Source organism: uncultured Polaribacter sp. (assembly GCF_947500975.1).
GTDB lineage: Bacteria > Bacteroidota > Bacteroidia > Flavobacteriales > Flavobacteriaceae > Polaribacter.
The window spans coordinates 17,730-41,309 of the sequence record NZ_CANMUE010000003.1; the positions used below are offsets into that span (position 1 = coordinate 17,730).

The 23,580-nt window shown below is 29.2% G+C and carries 25 protein-coding genes; 7 read left to right on the top strand and 18 right to left on the bottom strand.

Annotated elements, in window-relative coordinates; all coding sequences use genetic code 11:
- Positions 1-148: 148 nt before the first annotated feature.
- The 17 genes from Q0733_RS03765 to Q0733_RS03845 form a co-directional block, all read right to left on the bottom strand.
- Positions 149-1,129, bottom strand: coding sequence for an acyl-ACP desaturase (locus Q0733_RS03765; RefSeq protein WP_298779157.1), 981 nt, complete (start codon positions 1,127-1,129; stop codon positions 149-151).
- Positions 1,130-1,133: 4 nt separating this feature from the next.
- Complete coding sequence (locus Q0733_RS03770) at positions 1,134-1,862, bottom strand: 1-acyl-sn-glycerol-3-phosphate acyltransferase (RefSeq protein WP_298779160.1); 729 nt, start codon at positions 1,860-1,862, stop codon at positions 1,134-1,136.
- Between the two features lies 1 nt (position 1,863).
- Positions 1,864-2,286: a hypothetical protein gene (locus Q0733_RS03775; RefSeq protein WP_298779163.1), complete on the bottom strand. Its 423-nt coding sequence runs from the start codon at positions 2,284-2,286 to the stop codon at positions 1,864-1,866.
- Positions 2,287-2,393: 107 nt separating this feature from the next.
- Positions 2,394-5,003, bottom strand: a complete 2,610-nt coding sequence (locus tag Q0733_RS03780; protein WP_298779167.1) for a carboxypeptidase-like regulatory domain-containing protein — start codon at positions 5,001-5,003, stop codon at positions 2,394-2,396.
- Between the two features lie 196 nt (positions 5,004-5,199).
- Positions 5,200-6,765, bottom strand: a complete 1,566-nt coding sequence (gene pgi, locus Q0733_RS03785; protein WP_298779173.1) for a glucose-6-phosphate isomerase — start codon at positions 6,763-6,765, stop codon at positions 5,200-5,202.
- Positions 6,766-6,768: 3 nt separating this feature from the next.
- Positions 6,769-8,034 carry a peptidoglycan DD-metalloendopeptidase family protein gene (locus tag Q0733_RS03790; protein ID WP_298779176.1) on the bottom strand — a complete coding sequence of 422 codons (1,266 nt, stop codon included), beginning with the start codon at positions 8,032-8,034 and terminating at the stop codon, positions 6,769-6,771.
- Positions 8,035-8,135: 101 nt separating this feature from the next.
- Complete coding sequence (locus Q0733_RS03795) at positions 8,136-8,906, bottom strand: DUF3108 domain-containing protein (RefSeq protein ID WP_298779179.1); 771 nt, start codon at positions 8,904-8,906, stop codon at positions 8,136-8,138.
- Between the two features lie 132 nt (positions 8,907-9,038).
- Positions 9,039-9,956, bottom strand: coding sequence for a tryptophan 2,3-dioxygenase family protein (locus Q0733_RS03800; RefSeq protein ID WP_298779181.1), 918 nt, complete (start codon positions 9,954-9,956; stop codon positions 9,039-9,041).
- Positions 9,957-10,191: 235 nt separating this feature from the next.
- Positions 10,192-11,355: a 4-hydroxyphenylpyruvate dioxygenase gene (gene hppD, locus Q0733_RS03805; RefSeq protein ID WP_298779184.1), complete on the bottom strand. Its 1,164-nt coding sequence runs from the start codon at positions 11,353-11,355 to the stop codon at positions 10,192-10,194.
- A 48-nt stretch (positions 11,356-11,403) separates the two neighbouring features.
- Positions 11,404-11,763, bottom strand: coding sequence for a four helix bundle protein (locus Q0733_RS03810; RefSeq protein WP_298779187.1), 360 nt, complete (start codon positions 11,761-11,763; stop codon positions 11,404-11,406).
- A 36-nt stretch (positions 11,764-11,799) separates the two neighbouring features.
- Entirely contained in the window at positions 11,800-12,957 is a 1,158-nt protein-coding gene (locus tag Q0733_RS03815) for a homogentisate 1,2-dioxygenase (protein ID WP_298779190.1), read from the bottom strand.
- A 168-nt stretch (positions 12,958-13,125) separates the two neighbouring features.
- Complete coding sequence (locus tag Q0733_RS03820; RefSeq protein WP_298779192.1) at positions 13,126-13,461, bottom strand: hypothetical protein; 336 nt, start codon at positions 13,459-13,461, stop codon at positions 13,126-13,128.
- A 19-nt stretch (positions 13,462-13,480) separates the two neighbouring features.
- On the bottom strand, positions 13,481-13,717 hold the full coding sequence (locus Q0733_RS03825; RefSeq protein ID WP_298779194.1) for a NifU family protein: 237 nt from the start codon (positions 13,715-13,717) through the stop codon (positions 13,481-13,483).
- 5 nt (positions 13,718-13,722) lie between these two features.
- Positions 13,723-14,862, bottom strand: a complete 1,140-nt coding sequence (locus tag Q0733_RS03830) for an Mrp/NBP35 family ATP-binding protein (protein WP_298779196.1) — start codon at positions 14,860-14,862, stop codon at positions 13,723-13,725.
- Positions 14,863-15,027: 165 nt separating this feature from the next.
- Positions 15,028-15,360: an MGMT family protein gene (locus Q0733_RS03835; protein ID WP_298779198.1), complete on the bottom strand. Its 333-nt coding sequence runs from the start codon at positions 15,358-15,360 to the stop codon at positions 15,028-15,030.
- Between the two features lie 23 nt (positions 15,361-15,383).
- On the bottom strand, positions 15,384-16,055 hold the full coding sequence (trmB, locus tag Q0733_RS03840) for a tRNA (guanosine(46)-N7)-methyltransferase TrmB (protein ID WP_298779200.1): 672 nt from the start codon (positions 16,053-16,055) through the stop codon (positions 15,384-15,386).
- Between the two features lie 9 nt (positions 16,056-16,064).
- Positions 16,065-16,286, bottom strand: coding sequence for a hypothetical protein (locus tag Q0733_RS03845; protein WP_298779202.1), 222 nt, complete (start codon positions 16,284-16,286; stop codon positions 16,065-16,067).
- 41 nt (positions 16,287-16,327) lie between these two features.
- Between Q0733_RS03845 and Q0733_RS03850 the strand changes: the two genes are divergently transcribed.
- Positions 16,328-17,257, top strand: a complete 930-nt coding sequence (locus Q0733_RS03850) for a DUF6427 family protein (protein WP_298779205.1) — start codon at positions 16,328-16,330, stop codon at positions 17,255-17,257.
- Here the strand turns inward: Q0733_RS03850 and upp are convergent.
- Entirely contained in the window at positions 17,252-17,905 is a 654-nt protein-coding gene (gene upp, locus Q0733_RS03855; protein ID WP_298779207.1) for a uracil phosphoribosyltransferase, read from the bottom strand. The two genes, Q0733_RS03850 and upp, sit on opposite strands and share 6 nt — an antisense overlap.
- A 150-nt stretch (positions 17,906-18,055) precedes the next feature.
- Here upp and Q0733_RS03860 point away from each other — a divergent pair, with 150 nt between their 5' ends.
- From Q0733_RS03860 to Q0733_RS03885, 6 genes are all read left to right on the top strand, one after another.
- Positions 18,056-18,952 (top strand): DMT family transporter, encoded by an 897-nt coding sequence (locus Q0733_RS03860; protein WP_298779209.1) that lies wholly within the window; start codon positions 18,056-18,058, stop codon positions 18,950-18,952.
- Positions 18,953-19,003: 51 nt separating this feature from the next.
- Entirely contained in the window at positions 19,004-19,858 is an 855-nt protein-coding gene (locus tag Q0733_RS03865; protein ID WP_298779899.1) for a DUF1732 domain-containing protein, read from the top strand.
- Positions 19,859-20,446 (top strand): guanylate kinase, encoded by a 588-nt coding sequence (gene gmk / locus Q0733_RS03870; RefSeq protein ID WP_298779212.1) that lies wholly within the window; start codon positions 19,859-19,861, stop codon positions 20,444-20,446. It begins immediately after the preceding gene.
- An 82-nt stretch (positions 20,447-20,528) separates the two neighbouring features.
- The gene (nadD, locus tag Q0733_RS03875) at positions 20,529-21,113 is read left to right on the top strand and encodes a nicotinate (nicotinamide) nucleotide adenylyltransferase (RefSeq protein ID WP_298779214.1); all 585 of its coding nucleotides are present in this window, start codon (positions 20,529-20,531) and stop codon (positions 21,111-21,113) included.
- A 47-nt stretch (positions 21,114-21,160) separates the two neighbouring features.
- Positions 21,161-22,027, top strand: coding sequence for a M23 family metallopeptidase (locus tag Q0733_RS03880; RefSeq protein ID WP_298779216.1), 867 nt, complete (start codon positions 21,161-21,163; stop codon positions 22,025-22,027).
- Positions 22,027-23,523, top strand: a complete 1,497-nt coding sequence (locus Q0733_RS03885; RefSeq protein ID WP_298779218.1) for a GH3 auxin-responsive promoter family protein — start codon at positions 22,027-22,029, stop codon at positions 23,521-23,523. The genes Q0733_RS03880 and Q0733_RS03885 overlap by 1 nt, the downstream gene beginning before the upstream one ends.
- Positions 23,524-23,580: the final 57 nt, after the last annotated feature.

Sequence of the window (23,580 nt, forward strand, 5' to 3'; positions counted from 1 at the left end):
CCCTTCAGTTTTTTTGAAAACTAAAGAATCTTTGGATTTTTCTATTTGCTCATAGATAAGCTTAGCCCTGATTGAAGCAACTGTTTGAGCTCTTTTTGAGGTACGAAAAAAAGCGAGTGCGAAAAGCAGGAAATAGCTTCTTAAAATTTTAAGCTGGTAACATCCATTTAAACTGAAACTTTGTATCTGGAACCACTATTCTTTCTGTAATTCTGTACATTCTATCAGGTAATTTCATTAAATAATCTCTTGCTTTTTCTGCTTCTGGAGTTAGGTTTGTGATCTTATCTATTTCCCAAATTTGTGTCAACTTTTTTAAAATATCTACATAATCGAAACCTGTATACACACCTATTCTTTGTGCCACTGTAGAAAAATTATCAAATAAACTACCTTTAGCACCAAAAGAGTCTCTTAAATGCATGGCTGGCATAACTATTTTATATTTCATCATGTGCTGAAAAGCCAACATCATTTCTGAAGGGTCTATCTTAAAAATTTCTTTTACAAACTCTGCATATGCAATATGATGACGCATTTCATCACCTGCAATAATTTTAGACATTTTTGCCAATGCTTTATGTCCTTTTTTCTTTGCAATTTTTGCTACGTTATTATGAGAAATGTACGTTGCTAGTTCTTGAAAACTTGTATAAATAAAGTTTTTATATGGATCTGAAGCTGTACCAATATCAAAACCATCTGCAATTAAATGCTGTGTAGAAATTTCTACTTCGCGCATATTTACACGTCCTGATAAATACAAATATTTGTTTAAAACATCTCCATGTCTATTTTCTTCAGCGGTCCAAGTTCTTAACCATTTTGCCCATCCATTATCTGGTTTTTGACTTACTCCATCTATATCTAATAACCAAGATTCATATGTTGGTAAAGCTTCTTCTGTAATCGTATCACCGACTAAAACGACCCAAAAATCGTCATGTAACTCTTTAGATAATTCTCTAATTTCTTCTATCTCAGATATAAAATTATCTTTTTGAGAATTCGGTAAAAAATCTGTTGGTTGCCAAATTTTTTCTGGCGGAATTAGAAATTTTTCTACAAAAGAGTCAATTTTTTTTTCAAGTGTTAACATCACTTCAATTCTAATATTTTGTATGGACATTTTTTTAGTTTATGTGTTCCTTTATTATTTTTTCTGTTTCTGAAAGAAGTTCATCAAAAGGCAACGAACTTATTTTTATTGGTGCATGTGTTGTTATAGTAATTGGGCTAAAAACACCTAAAGGATATTTTCCATATTTAAACACTTTCCAAGAATTATTAATAGTTAAAGGTACTATGTATGAATCTTTATTATATTTTGTTATCACTTTTAATCCGTTAATTGCAAAGGTTTTGGGCTTGCCATTTCTACTTCGTGTTCCTTCGGGAAAAATAACTGCTGACCATTTATTTTTATGTACTCTTTTTGAAAAATTGACTAATTCAGAAATGGCTTGTTTTGAATCTTTTCTATCAATTAAAGCTGCACCTCCATGTCGTAAATTGAATGATATACTTGGTATACCTTTACCTAATTCTTTTTTTGACACAAACTTCGGGATATGTTTTCTGAAATACCAAATAATTGGGGGAATGTCAAACATTCCTTGATGGTTGGACACAAAAATGATATTTGTATTTTCAGGTATTTGTTGCTCGTTTTTCAAACGAACTGTAATTCCTAAAATAAGTAAGCTTTTTATGAGAAACCAATTCATAATATCTACTACTTTTTGATGCCCATTTTGACCAAAAAGTTTTAATCCAATCCATTGCAAAGGATGAAAAATAAGTAGTAGTAAAAAAAACACCAATACAAAAATTGGTGATAATATATGACTTAAAACTTTCATGTTAGAACCAGTTATTCCAAGGAATTCTTGAAAGTATTAAAAGTAAAGCTATACCATAAAAAATGGCAAAGGTTTTAAACTTAGAAGAATCTGTTGTTTTCTTTTTATGCTTAGACCAACCAATTGTTATTAATACAATTGCTAATATCATCATAATTGGGTGTTCTATAGCTAAAAGTCTAGTTGTTTTTTCGCTCATAACTTCAGTTCCGTTATCTTTTAAGGATTTATACCATGGTGACATAAAATACCATCCTAAACCTATTAATAATTGAATATGAGAAACTATCAGTGTAAATAACCCTAAACGTAAATCTTTGTCTGTAAATTGTTTTTTTTGAGTTAGTCCAATTATTGCATTTACAACTGCAAAAATAAGAATGACTAAAACTAAATACGCCCAATAAGAGTGTATATCTTTCATAATAATAGTTGGTTTTTTTAGTTCTTACAAAGTTACTAATTTTTATGCATAAAAAAACCACCTCGTTTGAGGTGGTTTTAAAAATTATGATTTTAAAAAATTTCTTCTTAGAAGTTATATCTAACACTAAAGTTCCAAGTAGTACCCAAACCAATAAAACCTCTATTAGAAGCATCTACTCCTAAATAAGTATCACTAGCACTTGTAGTAGCAATATTACTTGATAATTCAGATATATATTCTTTATTTAGAACGTTATTAACGTTTGCTCTAAAGTTAAGAGATTTAGATTTATCTTCTCCAAGGTTTAATTTGAATGAAGCTCCAACATCTAATAAACCAAATGAAGGTAACTCTAAATTATCTTTTACAGCACCAACATTTGCATATAATTGATCGTAAAATCTATAATCTGAATCTATACTGAAGTTATCAACTATTTGATAATCAAAACCTAAACCTGCTGTAAATTGAGCTGCATCACCAACCTTTCCTCCGTCAACATCTACAGAAGAAGAAGCTCCAATAATATTTCTATCTTCATCTAAAGTTACAGAAGTTACTTCTCCCACATACTCCCAATCACCAGCAGAAACAAATCCTTTTAATTTAAAATTAGATGAAATATTTGCTATAAAATCTAACTCAACTCCTTTATGATATTGACTTTGACCAGTAGTTTGAGTAATTTCAATTGCACCTGTTGTAGCATCAACATCTGTAGCTCCATCAACTCTGTCCCTCCAACTTGTACTATATAAGTTAAGGTTTGCGCTAAAAAATTCTGTTTTTAAATTATACCCCATCTCTAAACCAAAAATCTTTTCATTCTGAGAAACTGGGTTAATAGAATTATCATAATTATTAAAAATATTATCATGATAAGGTTGACGAGAATAATAACCTGTATTCATATACACATTACTAATTTCTGATAATTTAAACCCAGCACCAATTTTTAGGTTATATCCAATATTGTTTACTTTTTCAGAATCTTGGTGTTCTGCTTCGTAATCATATCTATCAAACCTTTGGTGATTTTGAGACGATATAGAACCTTGGAAAAACGCAGAAATTATTTCATCTGAATATTCTAATTGAGTAAATATACCACCATAGGAAATTCTTTCACTACTATCATAATCTATTCTTTGATCTTCACCAGCAGAACTAAACATAGTCTCCCACGGGTTAGCATTAAAACTTTCTGTAGCGGTTACCTCAACAGTAGCACCAACTCTATTATGAGTATTGTCTTTTAAAGTTCTATCTTCTGTCCAAGAAGTTAAACCATGAAAATTTTCTACTTGTCTAAAGTGAGTACCGTAATAAGTTCTTAAATCAGCACCTATATTCCATGTTAAGTTTTCATTAAGCTCATGCTCAAAACTAGATACCACACCATACCAAGCATGGTTATTCATTGAAGCTCTAGTTATATAAGTATCATTACCCCATGTTCCAGCTCCACCTGAAGCTGCGTTGTTTGCATAAATTGCATCATAATCAATTCTACCTTCATCAGTTCTAACTCTGCTACCTCTGTTACCAGTTCCACCTCCTGTACCAAAAGAAGCATATAAAACAGTTGATAAAGTAGAAGCATCAGAAATAGTATAATCCCAGTTTAAGTTTAATACTGGTTTATGATAAAAGTTTCTTCTTTCTGTCATGTACTCACCATTATAAGTACCCCAATTGCTGTTATACTTGTTTCCATAAGTTGCATAATTACTAAGACTTTTAGTATAGTTTTGATCATGCCATTGTGGTGCTCCAGTAATTAAGAAGTTAAAATTATTATTATCATTTGGTTTATAACCAAATGAGATAAAATAAGTTTGTCCTTGACCTTTATTACCTTCATTATAACCATCACCTTGCCAGTGAGACAACATAACACTTGCTCCCCAACCATTTTCTTTTACACCTGTATTATAAGAAGCTGTTACCTTGTAAAAGTTATCGTTTGCTGTACCAGAATAAAAATAACCACCTTCATTTTTATCTGTTGTTTTTGTTACAAAGTTCATTGTACCACCAACTGAAGAAATTGCTAATTTAGAAGCTCCTAAACCTCTCTGAATTTGAACTGCAGTAGCAATATCATTAACTCCAGTCCAGTTAGACCAGTACATTTTTCCATCTTCCATCCCATTAATTGGTTGTCCATTTAATAAGAAAGCTGTATTTGTTTGATCAAAACCACGTACAGAAATTCTAGAATCTCCAAAACCTCCAGATTGTCCAGCTACATATATAGAAGGAGTGTTCACTAAAGCCATAGTAACGTCTTGTGTTCCTATTTTCTTTTGAATTTCTGCAGCTTTAATTGTTGATACGGCTATAGGTGTTTTTCTTCCACCTGCTAAATCAATCACCCCTTTACCTACAATCACAATTTCATCTAAAGAATCAGCATCAACATCTAATTGAATTGAACCTAAAACAAAATTTGAAGAAGTAAAAGAAACTTCTTTTGATTTGTACCCTATGTAAGAAATTACAAGAACACCAGAATTAGATGTAGATTTTAAAGTAAACTTTCCATCAAAATCTGTATTTATTCCAATAGTAGTTCCTTTTACTAAAACACTTGCTCCAGGTAAAGGTTGACTTGATTCGTCTACAACTGTACCTGTAATTCTAGTTTGTCCTAAAATTGTAGCTGTTACAAAAAACAAAGCTATAAATAATAAGTTTTTAAAATTTTTCATTATTTGAATTTATATTATTAAATGTTCTGCAAAATTCTAGCTTTTGCATCACTCGTATGTTAATTTAACGTTAAGCTTTAACAAAAAATTAAGATATTTAAAAGTAAATAAACTGGCTTTTAATTACTGTTTACTAATTAGTTAAATATCAACAACCTTATTAACAAAATTAAAAACAAATGTTAAATTTTAAATTTTATTGATTTAATAATTTTTTTGCCAATTCTTTGCCTAATTCCACTCCAAATTGATCATAACTGTAAATATTCCATAAAACACCTTGTGTGTATATTTTATGTTCATATAAAGCAACTAACTTACCTAAAGAATTAGGTGTCAACTTATCAAAAAGAATAGCATTGCTTGGCCTGTTACCTTCAAAAACTTTAAATGGTAATAATGTTGCTATTTTATCTTCATTGCCAGAAACCTTTAACTCTAAATGAACTTCTTCTTTTGACTTACCAAAAGCCAGAGCATCCATTTGTCCATAATAGTTTGCCATTAATTTTTTGTGATGATCGGTTAAACCATATAAAGATTCTTTATACCCTATAAAATCTGCAGGAATTAATTTTGTACCTTGATGCACCAATTGCATAAAAGCATGCTGCATATTTGTACCTGTACTTCCCCAAACAATAGTACCAGTTTGATAGTTTACCTTATTTCCATTTCTATCCACTCCTTTTCCATTACTTTCCATAATTGCTTGTTGCAAATAGTCTGGTATTTTTTTTAAGTATTGAGAGTAGGGTAATACAGCTTCAGTTTCAGCTCCATAAAAATTATTATACCATATACTTAATAATGCTAAAATAACTGGAATGTTTTGATCAAATTCTTCATTTCTAAAATGAAGATCCATTTCTTCAGCTCCATCTAAAAGTGCTCTATAATTATTAAAACCTACAGACAAACTTATTGATAAACCAACTGCAGACCAAAGAGAGAAACGACCACCAACCCAGTCCCACATTGGAAAAACGTTGCTTTTATTGATGCCAAAATTATCTATTGCTACTAAATTTGTAGAAACTGCCACAAAATGTTTTGGAATATCAAAAATGGTTGCCGATTTTAAAAACCAATTTTTTATAGTTTCAGCATTTGAAATCGTTTCTTGTGTAGTAAATGTTTTTGAAACGATTACAAAAAGGGTCGTTTCTGGGTTTAAATTTTTAATGATTTCTGATACATGATCTCCATCAATATTAGAAACAAAATGAGTGTTTAATTGATTTTTATAGAATTTTAATGACTCAACAATCATATCTGGTCCAAGATCAGAACCTCCAATTCCAATATTTACAATATCAGTTATTGATTTTCCGGTATACCCTTTCCATTTCCCTGAAATAACCTTATTACTAAAACTTCTTATTTTTCTTAAGGCAGATTGTATTTGAGGTTTTATGTTTTTACCTTCAACCAAAACAGGCTCATCACTATTGCTTCTTAAAGCAGTGTGCATTACCGCTCTACCCTCTGTAACGTTAATTTTTTCTCCTAAAAACTGACTTTCAATTGCTTCTTTTAATCCTACTTCTTTTGCTAAATCAACTAACAAACTTATTGTTTTATCTGTGATTCTATTTTTAGAAAAATCAACAAATAAATCATTAAGTTCTAAAGAAAACTTTTCTTTTCTATTCTCTTCTTTTGCTAAATCTTTAATATTAATTTTATGGATTTCATTAAAATGATCTTCTAATTTTTTCCAAGCAATGGTGGAAGTTGGGTTGATGTTTTGTAATGCCATTTTTTAATTTTCTGCAATAGTTTCTTTAATAAATTCTGGTTCTTGAACAGGCATTTTATTATAATCTAATTGATTTTTTAATGGTTTTATATACTCAAAATACCTAGGTTTTATACTTTCTTTTAAGGGCTCTGCTGTAGGAAGTTTTTCTTTAAATGGGTCTACTTCTTTACCATTTTTCCAGAAACGATAGCATACATGATTTCCAGAACTACTACCCGTTGAACCAACATAACCAATAATATCTCCTTGTTTTACAAAATCGCCAACTTTTGCTTTTCTTCTACTCATATGAAAATACTTAGTAGTATAAATACTATTATGCTTTACTGCTACGTAAATACCATTACCGCCTTTTCTTCTAGATTCTACAACAGTTCCGTTTGCTGTACTCATAATTGGAGTACCGTTTGCAGCTGCAAAATCTGTACCTCTATGAGGTCTAACCCTATAACCGTAATGAGCAATTCTTCTTTTTAAATTGTATTTTGATGAAATTCTGTATTTAAATTTTATGGGTGATTTTAAAAATTGACTACGCAACATATTACCTTCTTCGTTATAAAACTCTGGAATGTTTTTTATTGAATCTGCTATAAATCTAAAAGCGTATAAATCTTCTCCTTTATGTTTAAATACTGCAGATTTAACTTTTCCGTACCCAGCAAAAGTGGAATCGTCTATAAACTTTTCTTCATAAATAAATTTAAAAGAATCTCCTTTTTGAAGCTTATAAAAATCTAAAGTCCAAGCATAAATATCTGCAATTGTATATGTTAAATTTGGTTTTAAACCTAAGCTATCCATTGTAACAGAAAGATTTGAGTTGATAACTCCGCTCACCTCTTTTTCTATTACTTTAATTGGTTTTTGAAAATTAGTTGCAGTAATTAAAGAATCTTTAAAATCTAAAATTGTTGCATTTATTTTATCGTGTTTATAAATAAATACTTGTGCTTTTTCTAAAGAATCTTTGCTTGCTAAAATTGTATAAGGTTTACCAGTTCTTACTCTTCTTACATCAAAAACATCTTTAATTGAAGTTGCAATTTGATTTATTGTTGGATAAGGTACATGATACTTATCTAAAATAGCTCCAAAACTGTCACCATTTTTAATGGTATCTTGAATAACTTTATAGTCATCAATTTTATATCCAAATCTTATTTCAGGTATTTTCTCTTCAACTTTAATATGGGTCTTTTCTATTTCTTTTTTACATGAAGAAAAAGAAAGGATAAGTACTAAAATAACGACAATATTTTTCAATGATTTATAGTATTTTTGGATAGAACTCAAAAATACAAATAAAATTGATTTATTCTGAATCAAATAACAGAACTTGCTACAAGGGTTTCGTTAAAGTTTTTCTAATTTTTTTGAAAAGAATTTGCTAAGCCCTTATAATCTTCTAATTCTGCTCTTAAAGATCCAACAGCTAGAGAGGCACTCATTTTTATAGGTATTTTATTTGCATCATCAGTAATCCAAATAGTTACACTTTCTTGTTCTTTAAAAATTCTTCCAGACTGAACTAAAGGTTTAAAAATCAAACATTTAATTTTTCCGAATTTTGTACTTAAAGTTTCTTTGCCTAAAAAACGAAGTCTAAAAGGATAAACTTGAGAATCTAAGAACATATCTAATTTTATTTCTTTTCCTTTTTTCAGATTTGAAAAATCATAGTTTCTTAAATAATAAAAAGAAGACATCATATCTTGCACATTAGAAAATGCTACAGAAGTATCTTTTTGCTGAGTAAAATCTTGTATATATGCTTTTTTAGATCGATAATTGAAAGAAGTTATCCTATGTTTTTTATAACCACCTTCATCAATTTTTCTTTTAAATAAATATGGTTTTACAGTCTCTTTATCAAAATAAGATTCATACAAATCATCAACTTTAAAAAACCATTTTATAGGTCCAGAAGTCCATCCAGTACCCTTAGCATGAAAAACTTTTTTACCTCTTAAATTTTTTTCATTAACTTCTAAAATTGCAGTTCCAGCTCTTAACCAACCACTATAACTCATTTTATAGCGCAACCATTCACCACTTTTATATGCAGAAGTTTTTCTTTGACTAAAAACCGTTGTTAAGAAAAATAAAATTAAAAAGGTTAAAATATATTTTTTCATAGAAATTCAAACTTATAAAAAAGTAATGACAATTACCATTCCAAAAACAAAAAAGACATATACAATATTCTGTAAATGCCTTTTTTAACGTTTTGTTGAGAAATTTGTTTTCAAAAAACTAAAATTTTCTACCTAAAATGTTCCCCAATTTTTCAACTCTTCTTCACTCCATAAATAGGGGTAAAAAATTCTTCGTTGATATTTAGGATGCATATATTTACGCCAACTACTACCACCAGTAGCTTCTAAATCTTTGTCTTTTCCTCCAATATATTTACCAGCGGCATTGTAATGAGCCATTACCCATTTTACATTTACAGTATAATCGTAATGACGCATAGCTTTTATTAATTCTTCATTTTCTTGAACATCTTTAGGCAATTGCTTAAATTTAAGTGATAAATTAATATCATTATAATCTTCCATAAAATTGATAAAATCTCCCTTATATTTCTTTTCAAAAAGATTTAATAAGGTCGATTTTTGTCCTGTTGTATAATTTTTACCTGCTGCTTGCCAATACAAATGATTGTATGCGTTTTTAAATGATGAGTTTCTATCAATTGTATCTCTATAACGAACATCTATTAAATTGATTAGTTCTGTAGACGCAAACTCAATTTTACGGTATTGCGCTGATTGAAAACCACTTGCTGGTGTTAAAGTGTTTCTAAATTTAAGATATTGTTCACGCTCCATTCCGTCTGCCATTACAGTAAAAGAACTGCATAACATATCAAAATATCTACTAACCCTACCTAAATGCATTGCAAATTTTTCGGCAGAAATTTCTATAGGTTTGGCAACTTGCTCAATTTCCCATAAAATCATTTTAAACAACAACTCATTTACCTGATGATACATGATAAAAACCATTTCATCTGGTTGCGTAGTTCTTGGAGTTTGTAAGCCTAAAAGGGCATCTGTTTGTATATAATCCCAATACGTAATTGGTGTACTATGAAGCAAACCCTCTAACATAGCGTCAACAGGTACTCCAAGTTTATCGTACTTTTCTTCTATTGCTTTTAAAATTTCGTCTCTGTTCATTATTTTATTAGAATCAAGATAAAAAACAAAGAAACAAGACTTTTTTTTGAAAATCTAATTTATTTGTTGAAATAAGTAAAGATTGAAATCAAGATAAAAACAAAACAAGCCACTAAAACCGTATAAATCAAAATTCTAAGAATAGGATTTCCTTTCGTTAGTTTTTCAACTAATTTTAAAAGTAACTTTAGTGGCTTGTTCATTTTAATTTTTAGCGTTGTAAATATTCGTTTATTTAAAGTGTTCCTCTTTTTGCTTGTTCTCTTTCTATAGATTCAAACAATGCTTTAAAATTACCTGCTCCAAAACCTCTTGCTCCCATTCTTTGAATGATTTCAAAAAACAACGTTGGCCTATCTTCTACTGGTTTTGTAAAAATTTGTAATAAATAGCCTTCTTCATCTGCATCTATCATAATTCCTAAGCCTTTTAATTTTTCGATATCTTCTCTTAATTCATGACTATGTTCTTCTAATCTACCAGGTACTGCTCTGTAATATTCTTCTGGCGGCGTTGATAAAAACTCTATTCCGTTTGCTTTTAATTGCGAAACCGTTTTAATAATATCATCAGTTGCCATAGCAATATGCTGCACTCCAGAACCTTCGTAAAAATCTAAATATTCTTCAATTTGAGAACGTTTTTTTCCTTCTGCCGGTTCGTTTATTGGAAATTTGATTCGCCCATTTCCATTAGACATTACCTTACTCATTAATGCCGAGTATTCTGTGTGAATTTGTTTGTCATCAAAAGATAAAAAATTAACAAACCCCATAACGTCTTCATAGAATTTTACCCATTTGTTCATTTGATTCCAACCTACATTACCAACCATATGATCTATGTATTTTAAACCAGAAGTAGGCGGATTGTAATCTGATTCCCATTTTTGAAAACCTGGTAAAAATGGACCGTTGTAATTTTTACGTTCTACAAACATATGTACAGTTTCTCCGTAGGTATATATTCCTGCTCTTACTACTTCTCCAAATTCATCTGATTCTACAGTTGGTTCCATATAAGATTTTGCACCTCTTGATGTTGTTTCTTCGTAAGATTTTCTTGCATCTTCTACCCAAAGCGCTACTATTTTTACGCCATCTCCATGTTTTACAATATGATCGTTTATTGGCGATTTACTGTTTAATGGAGTTGTTAGCATTAATTTTATTTTGTCTTGAGTTAAAACATAACTCACAGAATCCGTTGAACCTGTTTCTAATCCACGATATGCGTATGATTGAAACCCAAATGCTGTTTTGTAAAAATGTGCAGCTTGTTTTGCGTTACCAACGTAAAACTCTACGTAATCTGTTCCTAGTAATGGAAGGAAATCTTGTGCTCCTTCAAATATTTTTTCTAAACCGTAGTTTACTGATTTTATATCTTTTTTATCCATCTTAATCTATTATAGAAGAAAGAAAAGAGAAACAAGAAAAGAGACCTTTTAGAGCTTGTTTTGAAAACTCATTGTCATCTTTTGAAATTCTTGAATCTTTAATTCAATCTTTGTTAATTGTTTTTTATTAATGTAGTTTCTTTTAAATGCTATAATTAGTTGTGTTTCGAGTTCGAAGGAAGAACCTAAAGAGATATCAATAAAATGAGAAAAAGACTTATCTGTTCTTGATGAACCTTCTGCAATATTACTTGGTATTGAAACAGAACATCTACTAATTTGAGATATTAACCCAAATTTTTCGTCTTTAGGAAATTCTCCAATTATAGAATAAACATCATCTACAATTTCGATTCCAATTTTCCAAATCTTTAAATTTTTGTAGTTATGTCTTTTTCTAACGCTCACACTCTGTTTTCTTTCTTCTCGATTCTTTTTTCTAATTTACTCCAACCAACTTTTATAGTAATCTTCATCGGCAATTTTCATAGCTTCTTCCGTAACCATCAACGGTTTAAAAGTATCTACCATAACTGCCAATTCTTCTGTTTTTGTTTTACCAATGCTTTTTTCCGTAGTACCTGGATGTGGTCCATGAGGAATTCCTGCTGGATGTAATGAAATATGACCTTGATCGATGTCATTTCTACTCATAAAATCGCCATCTACGTAATACAAAACTTCATCAGAATCTATATTACTGTGATTATAAGGTGCAGGAATTGAGTTTGGATGGTAGTCATACAAACGCGGTACAAAACTGCAAATTACAAATGCATTGGTTTCAAATGTTTGATGAACTGGTGGCGGTTGATGAATTCTACCAGTAATTGGCTCAAAATCGTGAATTGAAAATGCGTATGGGAAATTGTAACCATCATAACCTACCACATCAAAAGGATGTGAAGCGTAGGTCATTTCAATAATTTCTCCTTGCTTTTTTACTTTGATTAAAAAATCTCCCAACTCGTTATAAGTTTCTAACTCTTGTGGTCTTCTTAAATCTCGCTCACAAAATGGTGAATGTTCTAATAATTGACCAAACCAGTTTCTATAACGTTTTGGTGTGTAAACAGGACTGTAAGATTCAACTATAAAAAGGCGGTTATTCTCATCATCAAAATCTAATTTGTAAATAATTCCGCGAGGAATTACTAAGTAATCTCCGTATTTAAAATGGATATTTCCAAGATGTGTTCTTAATTTACCGGTTCCTTTATGGATGAAAATTACCTCATCTGCATCTGTATTTTTATAAAAATAATCTTTTGTCGATTCTTTTGGTGCCGATAAAATAATATTACAATCAGAATTTGTTAAAACAATTTTTCTGCTATCTAAATAATCATTTTCTGGCGCAACTTGAAATCCTCGAAATCTGTAAGATTGAATATTATTTGCTTTGGCAATTTTTGGCTTTACTGAATATTGTTTACCAATTTTTTTGACCATTGTTGGTCTATGTTCATGATAACTGTTGGTAGACATTCCGTCGAAACCAATAGTACCAAACAATTGTTCGTAATATAAACTACCGTCTTTTTTACGAAACTGTGTGTGTCTTTTAGGTGGTATATTCCCTAATTTATGATAAAAAGGCATGTTTTAGTATTAAATGATTAAAAATTAAATGATTCAAGACTCATTTAATCAATCATTCTGGATTGCGCTTTATAAGGAATTTTAAGTGTATTAATAAATCTAGAAACATTTCAATCGATTTCGTTAATTGCTCAAATATACAAAAATGAAAGGAGATTTTTGAAAAACCTAATAGAATGAATTTACAACACTAAAAAGTTGATCTACAGGAATAACAACTATAAAAGCAATAAGCACATATAATATAAGCTTTGTCGAAGTTGAAGTTGTTTTTTCAGCAATTATAAAGTTGGCATCAAAACTATTTGATTGTAATAATATATCTTTTGTTTGATAAATTGGGTTTTCTAATTCATCTTTAGAAGATTGGCTTTTTGGGATTTTGTTGTAGTACCACATTAGAATTGAGACTGTCAGAAAAGCAAAAAAAGAAAAACCGATTAAACCTAAAAAATCTAAGCCATTTTCATAAGGAAAAAAAGGGATTGCATTTAAAGCTAACATGATTCTATTTTTTTATCAATTAAGCAACATTTATAACCTCAGCAATCTGCGGAGCATACTTTTTTATGGTTGCTTCAACACCATTTTTAAGTGTCATTTGGTTTACAGAACAACCTGTACAAGCACCTTGTAATTGTACTTTTACAATAGAATCCTCAATAGAAAGTAGTTTTATATTTCCTCCATCACTCATTAAAAAAGGACGAATTTCCTCTAACGCTTTTTCTACATTACTTAGTGTTTCTTCTGCTGTCATATCTCTTATTTTTTTACGGAACTACAACCACTCATTGTAGTAATTCTTACCACTTCTGTTGGCGGTAAATTTGCATTTCTTTTTAATAATTCTGAAACCATTTCTTTAGTAATTTCATTAAATGATTTCTCTAAAACTGTACCTTCTTGTAAAGCTACTGGATGACCTACATCACCAGCTTCTCTTATGCTTTGTACTAATGGAATTTCGCCTAAAAACTTGGTATCAATATCTTCTGCCAAATTCTTTGCACCATCTTTTCCAAAGATATAATATTTATTATTTGGCAATTCTTCTGGTGTAAAATACGCCATATTTTCTATGATTCCTAAAACTGGCACTTTTATACTGTTTTGTTGAAACATAGCAACCCCTTTTTTAGCATCTGCCAACGCAATATTTTGAGGTGTACTTACTACAACTGCCCCATTTATTGGTAATGCTTGCACTATTGATAAATGCACATCACCTGTTCCAGGAGGTAAATCAATTAACAAAAAATCTAATTCGCCCCAAGCTGCATCAAAAATTAATTGATTTAATGCTTTAGAAGCCATAGGGCCTCTCCAAATTACTGCTTGATTAGGATCTGTAAAAAATCCTAAAGACAATAATTTTACGCCGTAATTTTCTATTGGTTTCATTTTAGAACGGCCTTCTATATTTATTGAAAGCGGTTTTTCTTTTTCAACATCAAACATAATATGTTGTGATGGGCCATAAACATCTGCATCTAAAACTCCAACACTAAAACCCATTTTGGCTAATGAAATTGCTGTATTTGCTGTTATTGTAGATTTACCAACCCCACCTTTACCAGAAGCAATTGCAATGATATTTTTAATATTTGGAATTTCTTTTCCACGAATTAAATTTGGATTTGCTTTTGGTGCCGGTTTTTCTACTTTTAAATTGATTTTTACATCAATATGTTCACCAACATTTGTTTTGATTGCTTTTGTAATTTCAGTTTCAATCTTCTTTTTTGCTTGCAAAGTTGGATTACTAATTGTTACATCAACATTTACTTCATCACCAAAAATAACAACATTGGTAACGTTTTTATTTTCTATTAAACTTTTACCTTCTCCGGGAGCAGTAATCGTTTCTAAGGCCTTGTATATATCTTGCTTGTTAAAACTCACGTCTTATCTTTATTTAATCTGGATTACAAAGATACGTCTAACTTACAAGAAAATAAAGGGAATAAATTTTGTTTATTTATGTTTTAATAAGTGTAATTTATAAAATAAAAAATAAACACAAATTTTAAAAATTCTTCAAATTGATTTTAGACAAATTAGAAAACACTAAGTCAACTCTTCCATAGGATTCCAAAAGACTTGTTCTAAATCTTGAATTTGATTTTCAACCACAACAATACCTTCATTTTCTAATAATTGTTGCATTAGGTTTGTGCCATCAAAATGGTGTTTTCCTGTTAATAATCCTTTTCTGTTAACAACTCTGTGCGCAGGAATATCATCTAAATTATGCGCTTTGTTCATTGCCCAACCTACCATTCTTGCTGATCTTGCTGCACCTAAATAAGTTGCAATTGCTCCATAACTTGTTACTCTTCCGAAAGGAATTAAACGTGCTACTTTGTATGTTTTTTCAAAAAAATTATCCGATTCTTTCACTTTGTGAAAGTACAAAAAAGGTATTAATATTTCAATCGAAATTGAATATAGGTAATGGGTTTATTAATTGCTAAATATTGGTTTTCGTAGAAAGTTTGCGTTTCTGTAACCTCTTTTGGTGCGCCTTCGTTTTTATATACTGTATGGTTTGCATATAAAATTTCATGCCCTTCTCCTTGCAACAAACCTAATGTATAACCATGCATAAACTCAGAATCCGTTTTTAAATTCATGATTCCTTCTTCATTTAAAATATGATGGTACTTTTTTAGAAAAGTAGCATTGGTCATTCTATGCTTTGTACGTTGGTATTTTATTTGCGGATCTGGAAAAGTAATCCAGATTTCTGAAACTTCATTTTCTGCAAAAATAAAATCTACCAACTCAATTTGAGTTCTTACAAAAGCAACATTGGGTAAATTTTCTTCGATAGCAGTTTTTGCTCCTCTCCAAAAACGAGCTCCTTTAATATCGATACCAATATAATTTTTGTTTGGATTTTTTCTTGCCAAAGCAATGGTATATTCTCCTTTACCACAACCTAGTTCAACAACAATTGGATTATTGTTTTTAAAAAAAGAATGCCATTTTCCTTTCAAAGAAAAGTTAGTTACAACTTCTTCTCTTGTTGGTTGAATGACATTTTGGAACGTTTCATTTTCTTTGAAACGTTTTAATTTGTTTTTGCTTCCCAAGGTATAAAATTAAGCTCTGTCTTCTGTACCTTCAGTTACAAATCTTTTAGATTCTTTCATCCAATATGCAAACAAAATTAAAAGAACAACCAAAAAACCCCAATTTACAGCATTTGAAATCCACCAACCAGCATCTGCAGTTGCTAAATCTAAACGTAACCACTTAAAGGGTAGGAATAAAAAATCAGTAAATAAACTACCAATCCATCTAAAAATATTGCTTGCTATCATAACTTAATTATCTTTACGCAGCAAAAATAACAAAAGAAACAATGCTAGGCAATTTTTTAGATAAATCTAAACCCATTAATTTTATAAGCTTACTTATTTTCTTTTTATTCTTTTTTTTAAGTTTTTCTATTAGTCATTTTCTTACAGATGGATTTACTCTTAATAATCTGCTTTATTTTTGTTTATTATTAGTTATTTTTTTAAGTGTTTTTTTCTTTTTTAATTTTATTGTTACTAGAAACAATTTAACTTTTGACAATACATATTCTTACTTTGTTTTTACAATTTCTCTTATTATAATTCTACCTGAATTAAAATCATATAAAATACTGATTTTATGTATTTTAAATCTTTTGTTTTTAAGAAAAATTTATAGTTTACACTCTAATAAAGTAATAACCTCAAAACTGTTTGATAGTGGTTTTTGGCTTGGTATTTCTTTTATTATTGAGCCTTTTACAGTGTTGTTTTTTGTATTACTTCTTGCCGCTATTTATATGCACCAAAAAGTAACAATTTACACAATTTTGGTTCCTTTAACTGGGTTTTTAGCTCCGTTAATGGTCTACTTTAGTTATTTGTTTTGGAACGATAAAACAACAGAATTTACTTCACTATTCTTACCAAATACAAATTTTGACATCAGTTCTTTAACAGAAACAAAATATTTGTGGTTTATTTTAGGCATTTTAGTTTTAAGTTTTATCTCAGTTTTTTTTAAATCACCAAAAACATTTTCTGTAAGTAATTCTTTTAGAAATAGTTGGATTTTACTACTTATCAATTTATTTATTTCTATTATTTATATACTTTTTTCTCCGGAAAATAAAGTAGCAGAACTTATTTTTATTCTTTTTCCAACATCAGTTATTATTGCAAATGGTATTGAATTAATCAACAAAAAACTGATTAAAAATGGAGTTTTATATTTGTTTTTAGCAAGTATCTTTATAATCTATTTTTTGCTATAGTTTTTGACCAAAAGCCAAATCTCCAGCATCACCTAAACCAGGAATTATATAACCTTTATCATTCAAGTTAGCATCAATATCTGCAATCCATAAATGGGTGTTTTCTGGAAAATTATTTTTGATAAATTCGATTCCTTCTTCAGAACCAATAACGGCTACAATATGAATTTCCTTTGCAATACCATGTTTTTTTATAGCTTGATAAACTGCAACTAAAGATTGACCAGTTGCCAACATTGGATCTGCCAATAACAAGGTTTTACCTTTTATTGATGGAGATGCAAAATACTCAACAACTATTTCAAATTCTTCATTATTATTTGGGTGATGCCTGTAAGCAGATATAAAAGCATTTTCTGCTTTATCAAAATAATTTAACAATCCTTGATGTAAAGGCAAACCGGCTCTTAAAATGGAACATAAAACAACGTCGTTATTAAATACATTCACTTTTTTGTTTCCTAAAGGGGTTTGAACATTAATTAGATTGTAATTTAATTTTTTACTGATTTCATAACTTAAAATTTCTCCAATTCTTTCAATATTTCTACGAAAACGTAAAGAATCTTTCTGAATATTAGAATCTCTAATTTCTGATATAAAAGTGTTTAAAATAGAATTTGATTTTGCTAAGTGATGTATTTTCATTTTGGTAAGTTATTCTTACAAATGTAGCACAATACAATATAATGTTGTTTGTTGTTAATAAACAAAAGTTAAAGAGTTTCTTTTTTTTGAAACTCTTTTTTTGTGCTTATCAGAAAAATATCATCAACTTTGCGTCTCATTAAATAAACAATGAATACAAGAGTTTTAGCACTAATTACAGTTTCTATTGCTACTTTAATTTATGGGGTAACATATACGATTGCTAAAGATATTATGCCATTATATATAAAACCTTATGGTCTTATTTTGCTAAGAGTTATTGGAGCAACTGCTGTATTTTGGTTTTTAGGCTTGTTTGTAACATCAAAAAAAATAGAAAAGGGCGATTATAAAAAAATCTTACTAGCCGCTTTTTTTGGTGTAGGCTTAAATATGTTAACTTTTTTTAAAGGTTTAAGTTTGACATCTCCAATAAGTGCCTCTGTAATGATGGTAACATCACCAATGTTAGTTTTACTTTTTTCTAGTTTATTATTGAAAGAAAAACTTGTTAGAAGAAAAATAATTGGAGTAATCATTGGTTTAATTGGTACCATTATTTTAATTGTTTACGGTAGTAATCAGAGTACAGATCAAAATAGTTCTAACCTTGGTAATTTTTTAGTTTTTATTAATGCAGCTTCTTATGGTTTGTATTTGGTTTTGGTAAAAAAACTAATAGCAAAATACAATCCTATTGTGTTTATTAAATGGCTTTATTTATTTGGTTTACTTTTTGTAACCCCTTTTGGATTGATAGAACTAACCGAAGTTTCTTGGGCAATTATGCCAACATCAATTTATTTAAAAGCAGGTTTTATAGTTTTATTTACTACCTGTATAACTTATTTATTTAATCTTTTTGCACTTTCTAAATTAAAACCAACTTCTGTAAGTGTTTTTATTTACTTACAACCTTTAATTGCTACTATATATGCATTAATTGTTGGTAGCGATTCTTTAAACAAAACCAAAATAATAGCTGCACTATTAATTTTTTTAGGAGTATTTATTGTTACCAAACAAGCACCAAAATCCTCCAAATAAAAAGGTATATTTGCTGCTCATTTAAAAACAATTGATTGTATGATTCAATCTATGACTGGTTATGGAAAAACCGTGTTGCAATTGCCAACCAAAAAAGTAACCATAGAAATAAAATCTTTAAATAGTAAAAATTTAGATTTAAACGTTAGAATTCCTTCTTACTACAAAGAAAAAGAACTTTCTGTTCGTAAAAAATTAGCTAGTTCTTTAGTTAGAGGAAAAGTAGATTTTTCAATTTATGTTGAAATGACTGCCGATGAAACTTCTACAACCGTTAATAAAGCTGTTGTTAAACAATATGTTGAACAATTAAGAAACACACTTTTTGTAGGTTCTGACCAAGATGTTGAGCTTTTAAAAATGGCTATTTCAATGCCAGATGCGTTAAAAACTGAACGAGAAGAATTAGATGAAAATGAGTGGAATCTTATCAATCAAAACATAGATGAAGCCATTAAAGAAATTGTACAATATAGAATTGATGAAGCTGCTTCTTTAGAAATTGATTTTAAAGAAAGAATTACAAACATCAAAAAATATTTAGAAGAAGTAAAAGCTTTAGATGCTGATAGAATTGAAAACGTAAAAACACGTTTGCAAAAAGCAATTGATGATTTAAAGGTTGATACAGATGAAAATCGTTTTGAACAAGAACTTATTTATTATCTAGAAAAATTAGATATTAATGAAGAAAAAGTGCGTTTGGCAAATCATTTAGATTATTTCTTAGAAACTTTAGAAACACCAGATTCTAATGGGAAAAAATTAGGATTTATTGTTCAAGAAATGGGAAGGGAGATTAACACAACCGGTTCTAAAGCTAATTTTGCACCGATGCAAAAAGCAGTAATTCAAATGAAAAACGAATTAGAACAAATTAAAGAACAGATATTAAACGTATTATAAATGTCAGATTTTAAAGGAAAATTATTTGTGTTTTCTGCACCTTCTGGTTCAGGTAAAACAACAATTGTACGTCATTTACTAAAGCAAGAAAAATTTAATTTAGAGTTTTCAATTTCTGCAACATCTAGAGAACCAAGAGGTTTTGAAAAAAATGGAGTTGATTATTATTTTATCTCTTTAAAAGATTTTAAGAATCATATTAAAAATGATGATTTTTTAGAATGGGAAGAAGTATATAGAGATAATTTTTACGGCACTTTAAAAAATGAAATAGAACGTATTTGGGCTCTAAAAAAACATGTTATTTTTGACATTGATGTTGTTGGTGGCCTTCGAATTAAAAAGAAATTTCCAGATCAAACATTATCGGTTTTTGTAAAACCACCTAGTGTTGATGAGCTAAAAATTAGGCTAAAAAAACGTAAAACTGAAAGTGAAGAAAAAATAAATATGAGAATTGCAAAAGCTTCTGTAGAATTAGCTACTGCACCTCAATTTGATAAAATTATTAAAAACTACGAATTAGATGTTGCCTTAAAAGAAGCAGAAGATTTAGTTACTAGTTTTTTGGAGTTAAATGAAAATTAGGCAAAAAATAAGATAAAAGAATAAGAGTTGGTTTTTAAAGTCTATTTTCTTTCAACTCTTCTCTATATTCTAATTTAAAAATATGAGTAAAATAGGTTTATATTTTGGTACTTTCAACCCAATTCATGTAGGGCATTTAATTATTGCAAATCATATGGTTGAAAATTCTGACTTAGACGAAATTTGGATGGTAGTTACACCTCATAATCCTTTTAAAAAGAAAAGTTCTTTACTAGAAAACCACCATCGTTTTGAGTTGGTTTACAGAGCAACAGAGAATTATCCTAAAATGAAACCATCTAATATTGAATTTAAATTGCCTCAACCAAACTATACTGTTCATACCTTAGCACATATTTCTGATATGTATTCTGATAAAGAATTTTGTTTGATTATGGGAGAAGATAATTTGAAAAGTTTTCATAAATGGAAAAATTTTGAGACAATTTTAGAGCATCATCACATTTATGTATATCCAAGAATTTCTGTAGGAAAAGTAGAAACTCAATTTGAAAATCATCCAAAAATACATCTAGTTAATGCACCCGTTGTTGAAATTTCATCAACTATGATAAGAAATGGAATTCAACAAAAAAAGAATATCCAACCTATGTTAACCAAAGAAGTTTGGGAATACATTGATGAAATGAATTTTTATAAAAAATAGTTTCGCTATTTTTACGTTGTCTAATTATAGCATTTTAAACCCATTTTGTGGAGCATCAAAACAAAAAAAAAGGAAAATTAAAAGAAAAACTAACTGATAAATACAGGTTAGTAGTACTTAATGAAGAAACTTTTGAAGAACGTTTTTCTTTAAAACTATCTATGTTGAATGTTTTTGTGCTGGGCGGAATTTTAACATTCCTGTTAATTTTACTTACCACAGCATTTATCACATTTACACCTGTAAAGCACTTTATACCTGGATATTCATCTACAGAATTAAAAATAAAAGCAACAAAATTAGCATTTCAAACAGATTCCTTAAAAAGAAAATTAACGCTTTTAAATAACTATACTAAAATTATTCAACCAGTTTTAACAGGTGAAATTGAAGCAGGTTTTATAGATTCTATTCAAATTGATGCTAAAAAATTTAGTGTTCAAGATAGCTTATTAAACGCATCAAAAGAAGAATCTTTATTTAGAGAAAAAATTGAAAGCGAAGAGAGTTTTCCAATCTTAAATAACACAAGTGATAAAGTTAAAATTGTGTTTTTTGCACCATTAAAAGGAAATATTTCTCAAAATTACGATGCTACTTCTAAACATTTAGCTGTAGATATTGTTGCTAAAATAAACTCTCCAATTAAAGCAATTGCAGATGGAACCGTTATTTTTTCTGGCTGGACCACAGAAACCGGATATGTTATTATATTAAAACACGCCAAAGATTATATTTCTGTGTACAAACACAATGGTAATTTACTAAAACAACAAGGAGATTTTGTAAAATCTGGAGAAGTAATTGCCAGCGTTGGTTCTACAGGAGTTTTAACAACTGGACCACATTTGCATTTTGAACTTTGGAGTGGTGGTTATGCAATAAATCCAACAAATTTGATCAATTTTAAATAATGAGCATAAAATCTATATTTGCAATTCCGTTTGCAAAAATTGCTACAAAACGTGTTTTTAAATGGGCAAATAATCCATTAAAAACTCAAGATAAAGTTTTTAAAAATCTAATTTCTAAAGCTAAAAATACAGCTTTTGGAAAAGACCATAATTTTAAAAATATTTCTTCTTATGAAGATTTTAAAAATAATGTAAAAGTAAATGATTACGAGGGTTTAAGACCTTATATTGATAGAATGGTTGCTGGAGAATCTGATATTCTTTGGACAGGAAAACCACTCTATTATGCCAAAACTTCTGGCACAACTTCTGGAGCAAAATTTATTCCGATTACTAAAGAATCTATGCCAACACATATTAAAGCTGCAAGAAATGCTTTGTTGTTTTATATTCTTGAAAAAAATGATGCAAGTTTTGTAAATGGAAAAATGATTTTTTTACAAGGAAGTCCAATTTTAGAAGATAAAAATGGTGTTAACTTAGGAAGATTAAGTGGTATTGTTGCTCATTACGTACCTAAATATTTATTAAAAAACAGATTACCAAGTTGGGAAACCAACTGTATTGAAGATTGGGATACCAAAGTAAATGCAATTGTTGATGAAACAATCAACGAAGACATGTCTGTAATTAGCGGAATTCCATCTTGGGTACAAATGTATTTTGAAAAATTAATCGAAAAAACTGGCAAAAGTATTACAGAAATTTTTCCAAATTTTAACTTCTTCATTTATGGTGGTGTAAATTTTGAACCATATAAAAACAAGTTTGAAGCCTTAATTGGTAAAAAAATAGATTATATAGAATTGTATCCAGCTTCAGAAGGTTTTATAGCTTATCAAGATTCGCAAACAGCAAAAGGAATGTTGTTGCAATTAAATTCTGGAATCTTTTATGAATTTATTCCTGCAACAGAATTTTATGATGAAAATCCTACAAGAATTTCTTTAAAAGATGTAAAAGTAGGCGTTAATTATGTAATCATTTTAAACACAACAGCTGGTTTATGGGGTTACAATATTGGTGATACAGTAGAATTTACATCTACAAAACCTTACAGAATAAAAGTTACTGGAAGAATAAAACATTTTATATCTGCCTTTGGCGAGCACGTTATTGGTAAAGAAGTAGAAAAAGCATTGAATGATTCCATTTTAGGAACAGCAACCAATATTAGTGAGTTTACAGTAGCACCTCAAGTAAATCCAGAAAGTGGTTTACCTTATCATGAGTGGTTTATAGAATTTGAAAATGAACCAGAAAATTTAGAAGAATTTGCATCAAAAATTGATGCTTCTATGCAGCAACAAAATATTTATTATTTCGATTTAATTGAAGGAAAAGTACTGCGCCCTCTTAAAATAAGTAAGGTAAAAAAAGGTGGTTTTCATGAATATATGAAGTCTATTGGTAAATTTGGTGGGCAAAATAAAATTCCGCAATTATCTGACAACAGAAAAATTGCTGATGTTTTACAAAAATTTTTAGTTGATTAATTATATTTAAAATTATAAAAAATGGGAGGAGATTATTTATTTTTAGTTTTAGCAATA

What these genes read in the sequence shown, in the direction of transcription:
- Q0733_RS03765 (WP_298779157.1), bottom strand. Translation starts at nt 1,129, where the DNA reads ATGTCCATACAAAATATTAGAATTGAAGTGATGTTAACACTTGAAAAA.
- Q0733_RS03770 (WP_298779160.1), bottom strand. Translation starts at nt 1,862, where the DNA reads ATGAAAGTTTTAAGTCATATATTATCACCAATTTTTGTATTGGTGTTT.
- Q0733_RS03775 (WP_298779163.1), bottom strand. Translation starts at nt 2,286, where the DNA reads ATGAAAGATATACACTCTTATTGGGCGTATTTAGTTTTAGTCATTCTT.
- Q0733_RS03780 (WP_298779167.1), bottom strand. Translation starts at nt 5,003, where the DNA reads ATGAAAAATTTTAAAAACTTATTATTTATAGCTTTGTTTTTTGTAACA.
- pgi (WP_298779173.1), bottom strand. Translation starts at nt 6,765, where the DNA reads ATGGCATTACAAAACATCAACCCAACTTCCACCATTGCTTGGAAAAAA.
- Q0733_RS03795 (WP_298779179.1), bottom strand. Translation starts at nt 8,906, where the DNA reads ATGAAAAAATATATTTTAACCTTTTTAATTTTATTTTTCTTAACAACG.
- Q0733_RS03800 (WP_298779181.1), bottom strand. Translation starts at nt 9,956, where the DNA reads ATGAACAGAGACGAAATTTTAAAAGCAATAGAAGAAAAGTACGATAAA.
- hppD (WP_298779184.1), bottom strand. Translation starts at nt 11,355, where the DNA reads ATGGATAAAAAAGATATAAAATCAGTAAACTACGGTTTAGAAAAAATA.
- Q0733_RS03815 (WP_298779190.1), bottom strand. Translation starts at nt 12,957, where the DNA reads ATGCCTTTTTATCATAAATTAGGGAATATACCACCTAAAAGACACACA.
- Q0733_RS03820 (WP_298779192.1), bottom strand. Translation starts at nt 13,461, where the DNA reads ATGTTAGCTTTAAATGCAATCCCTTTTTTTCCTTATGAAAATGGCTTA.
- Q0733_RS03825 (WP_298779194.1), bottom strand. Translation starts at nt 13,717, where the DNA reads ATGACAGCAGAAGAAACACTAAGTAATGTAGAAAAAGCGTTAGAGGAA.
- Q0733_RS03845 (WP_298779202.1), bottom strand. Translation starts at nt 16,286, where the DNA reads ATGATAGCAAGCAATATTTTTAGATGGATTGGTAGTTTATTTACTGAT.
- Q0733_RS03850 (WP_298779205.1), top strand. Translation starts at nt 16,328, where the DNA reads ATGCTAGGCAATTTTTTAGATAAATCTAAACCCATTAATTTTATAAGC.
- upp (WP_298779207.1), bottom strand. Translation starts at nt 17,905, where the DNA reads ATGAAAATACATCACTTAGCAAAATCAAATTCTATTTTAAACACTTTT.
- Q0733_RS03860 (WP_298779209.1), top strand. Translation starts at nt 18,056, where the DNA reads ATGAATACAAGAGTTTTAGCACTAATTACAGTTTCTATTGCTACTTTA.
- Q0733_RS03865 (WP_298779899.1), top strand. Translation starts at nt 19,004, where the DNA reads ATGACTGGTTATGGAAAAACCGTGTTGCAATTGCCAACCAAAAAAGTA.
- gmk (WP_298779212.1), top strand. Translation starts at nt 19,859, where the DNA reads ATGTCAGATTTTAAAGGAAAATTATTTGTGTTTTCTGCACCTTCTGGT.
- nadD (WP_298779214.1), top strand. Translation starts at nt 20,529, where the DNA reads ATGAGTAAAATAGGTTTATATTTTGGTACTTTCAACCCAATTCATGTA.
- Q0733_RS03885 (WP_298779218.1), top strand. Translation starts at nt 22,027, where the DNA reads ATGAGCATAAAATCTATATTTGCAATTCCGTTTGCAAAAATTGCTACA.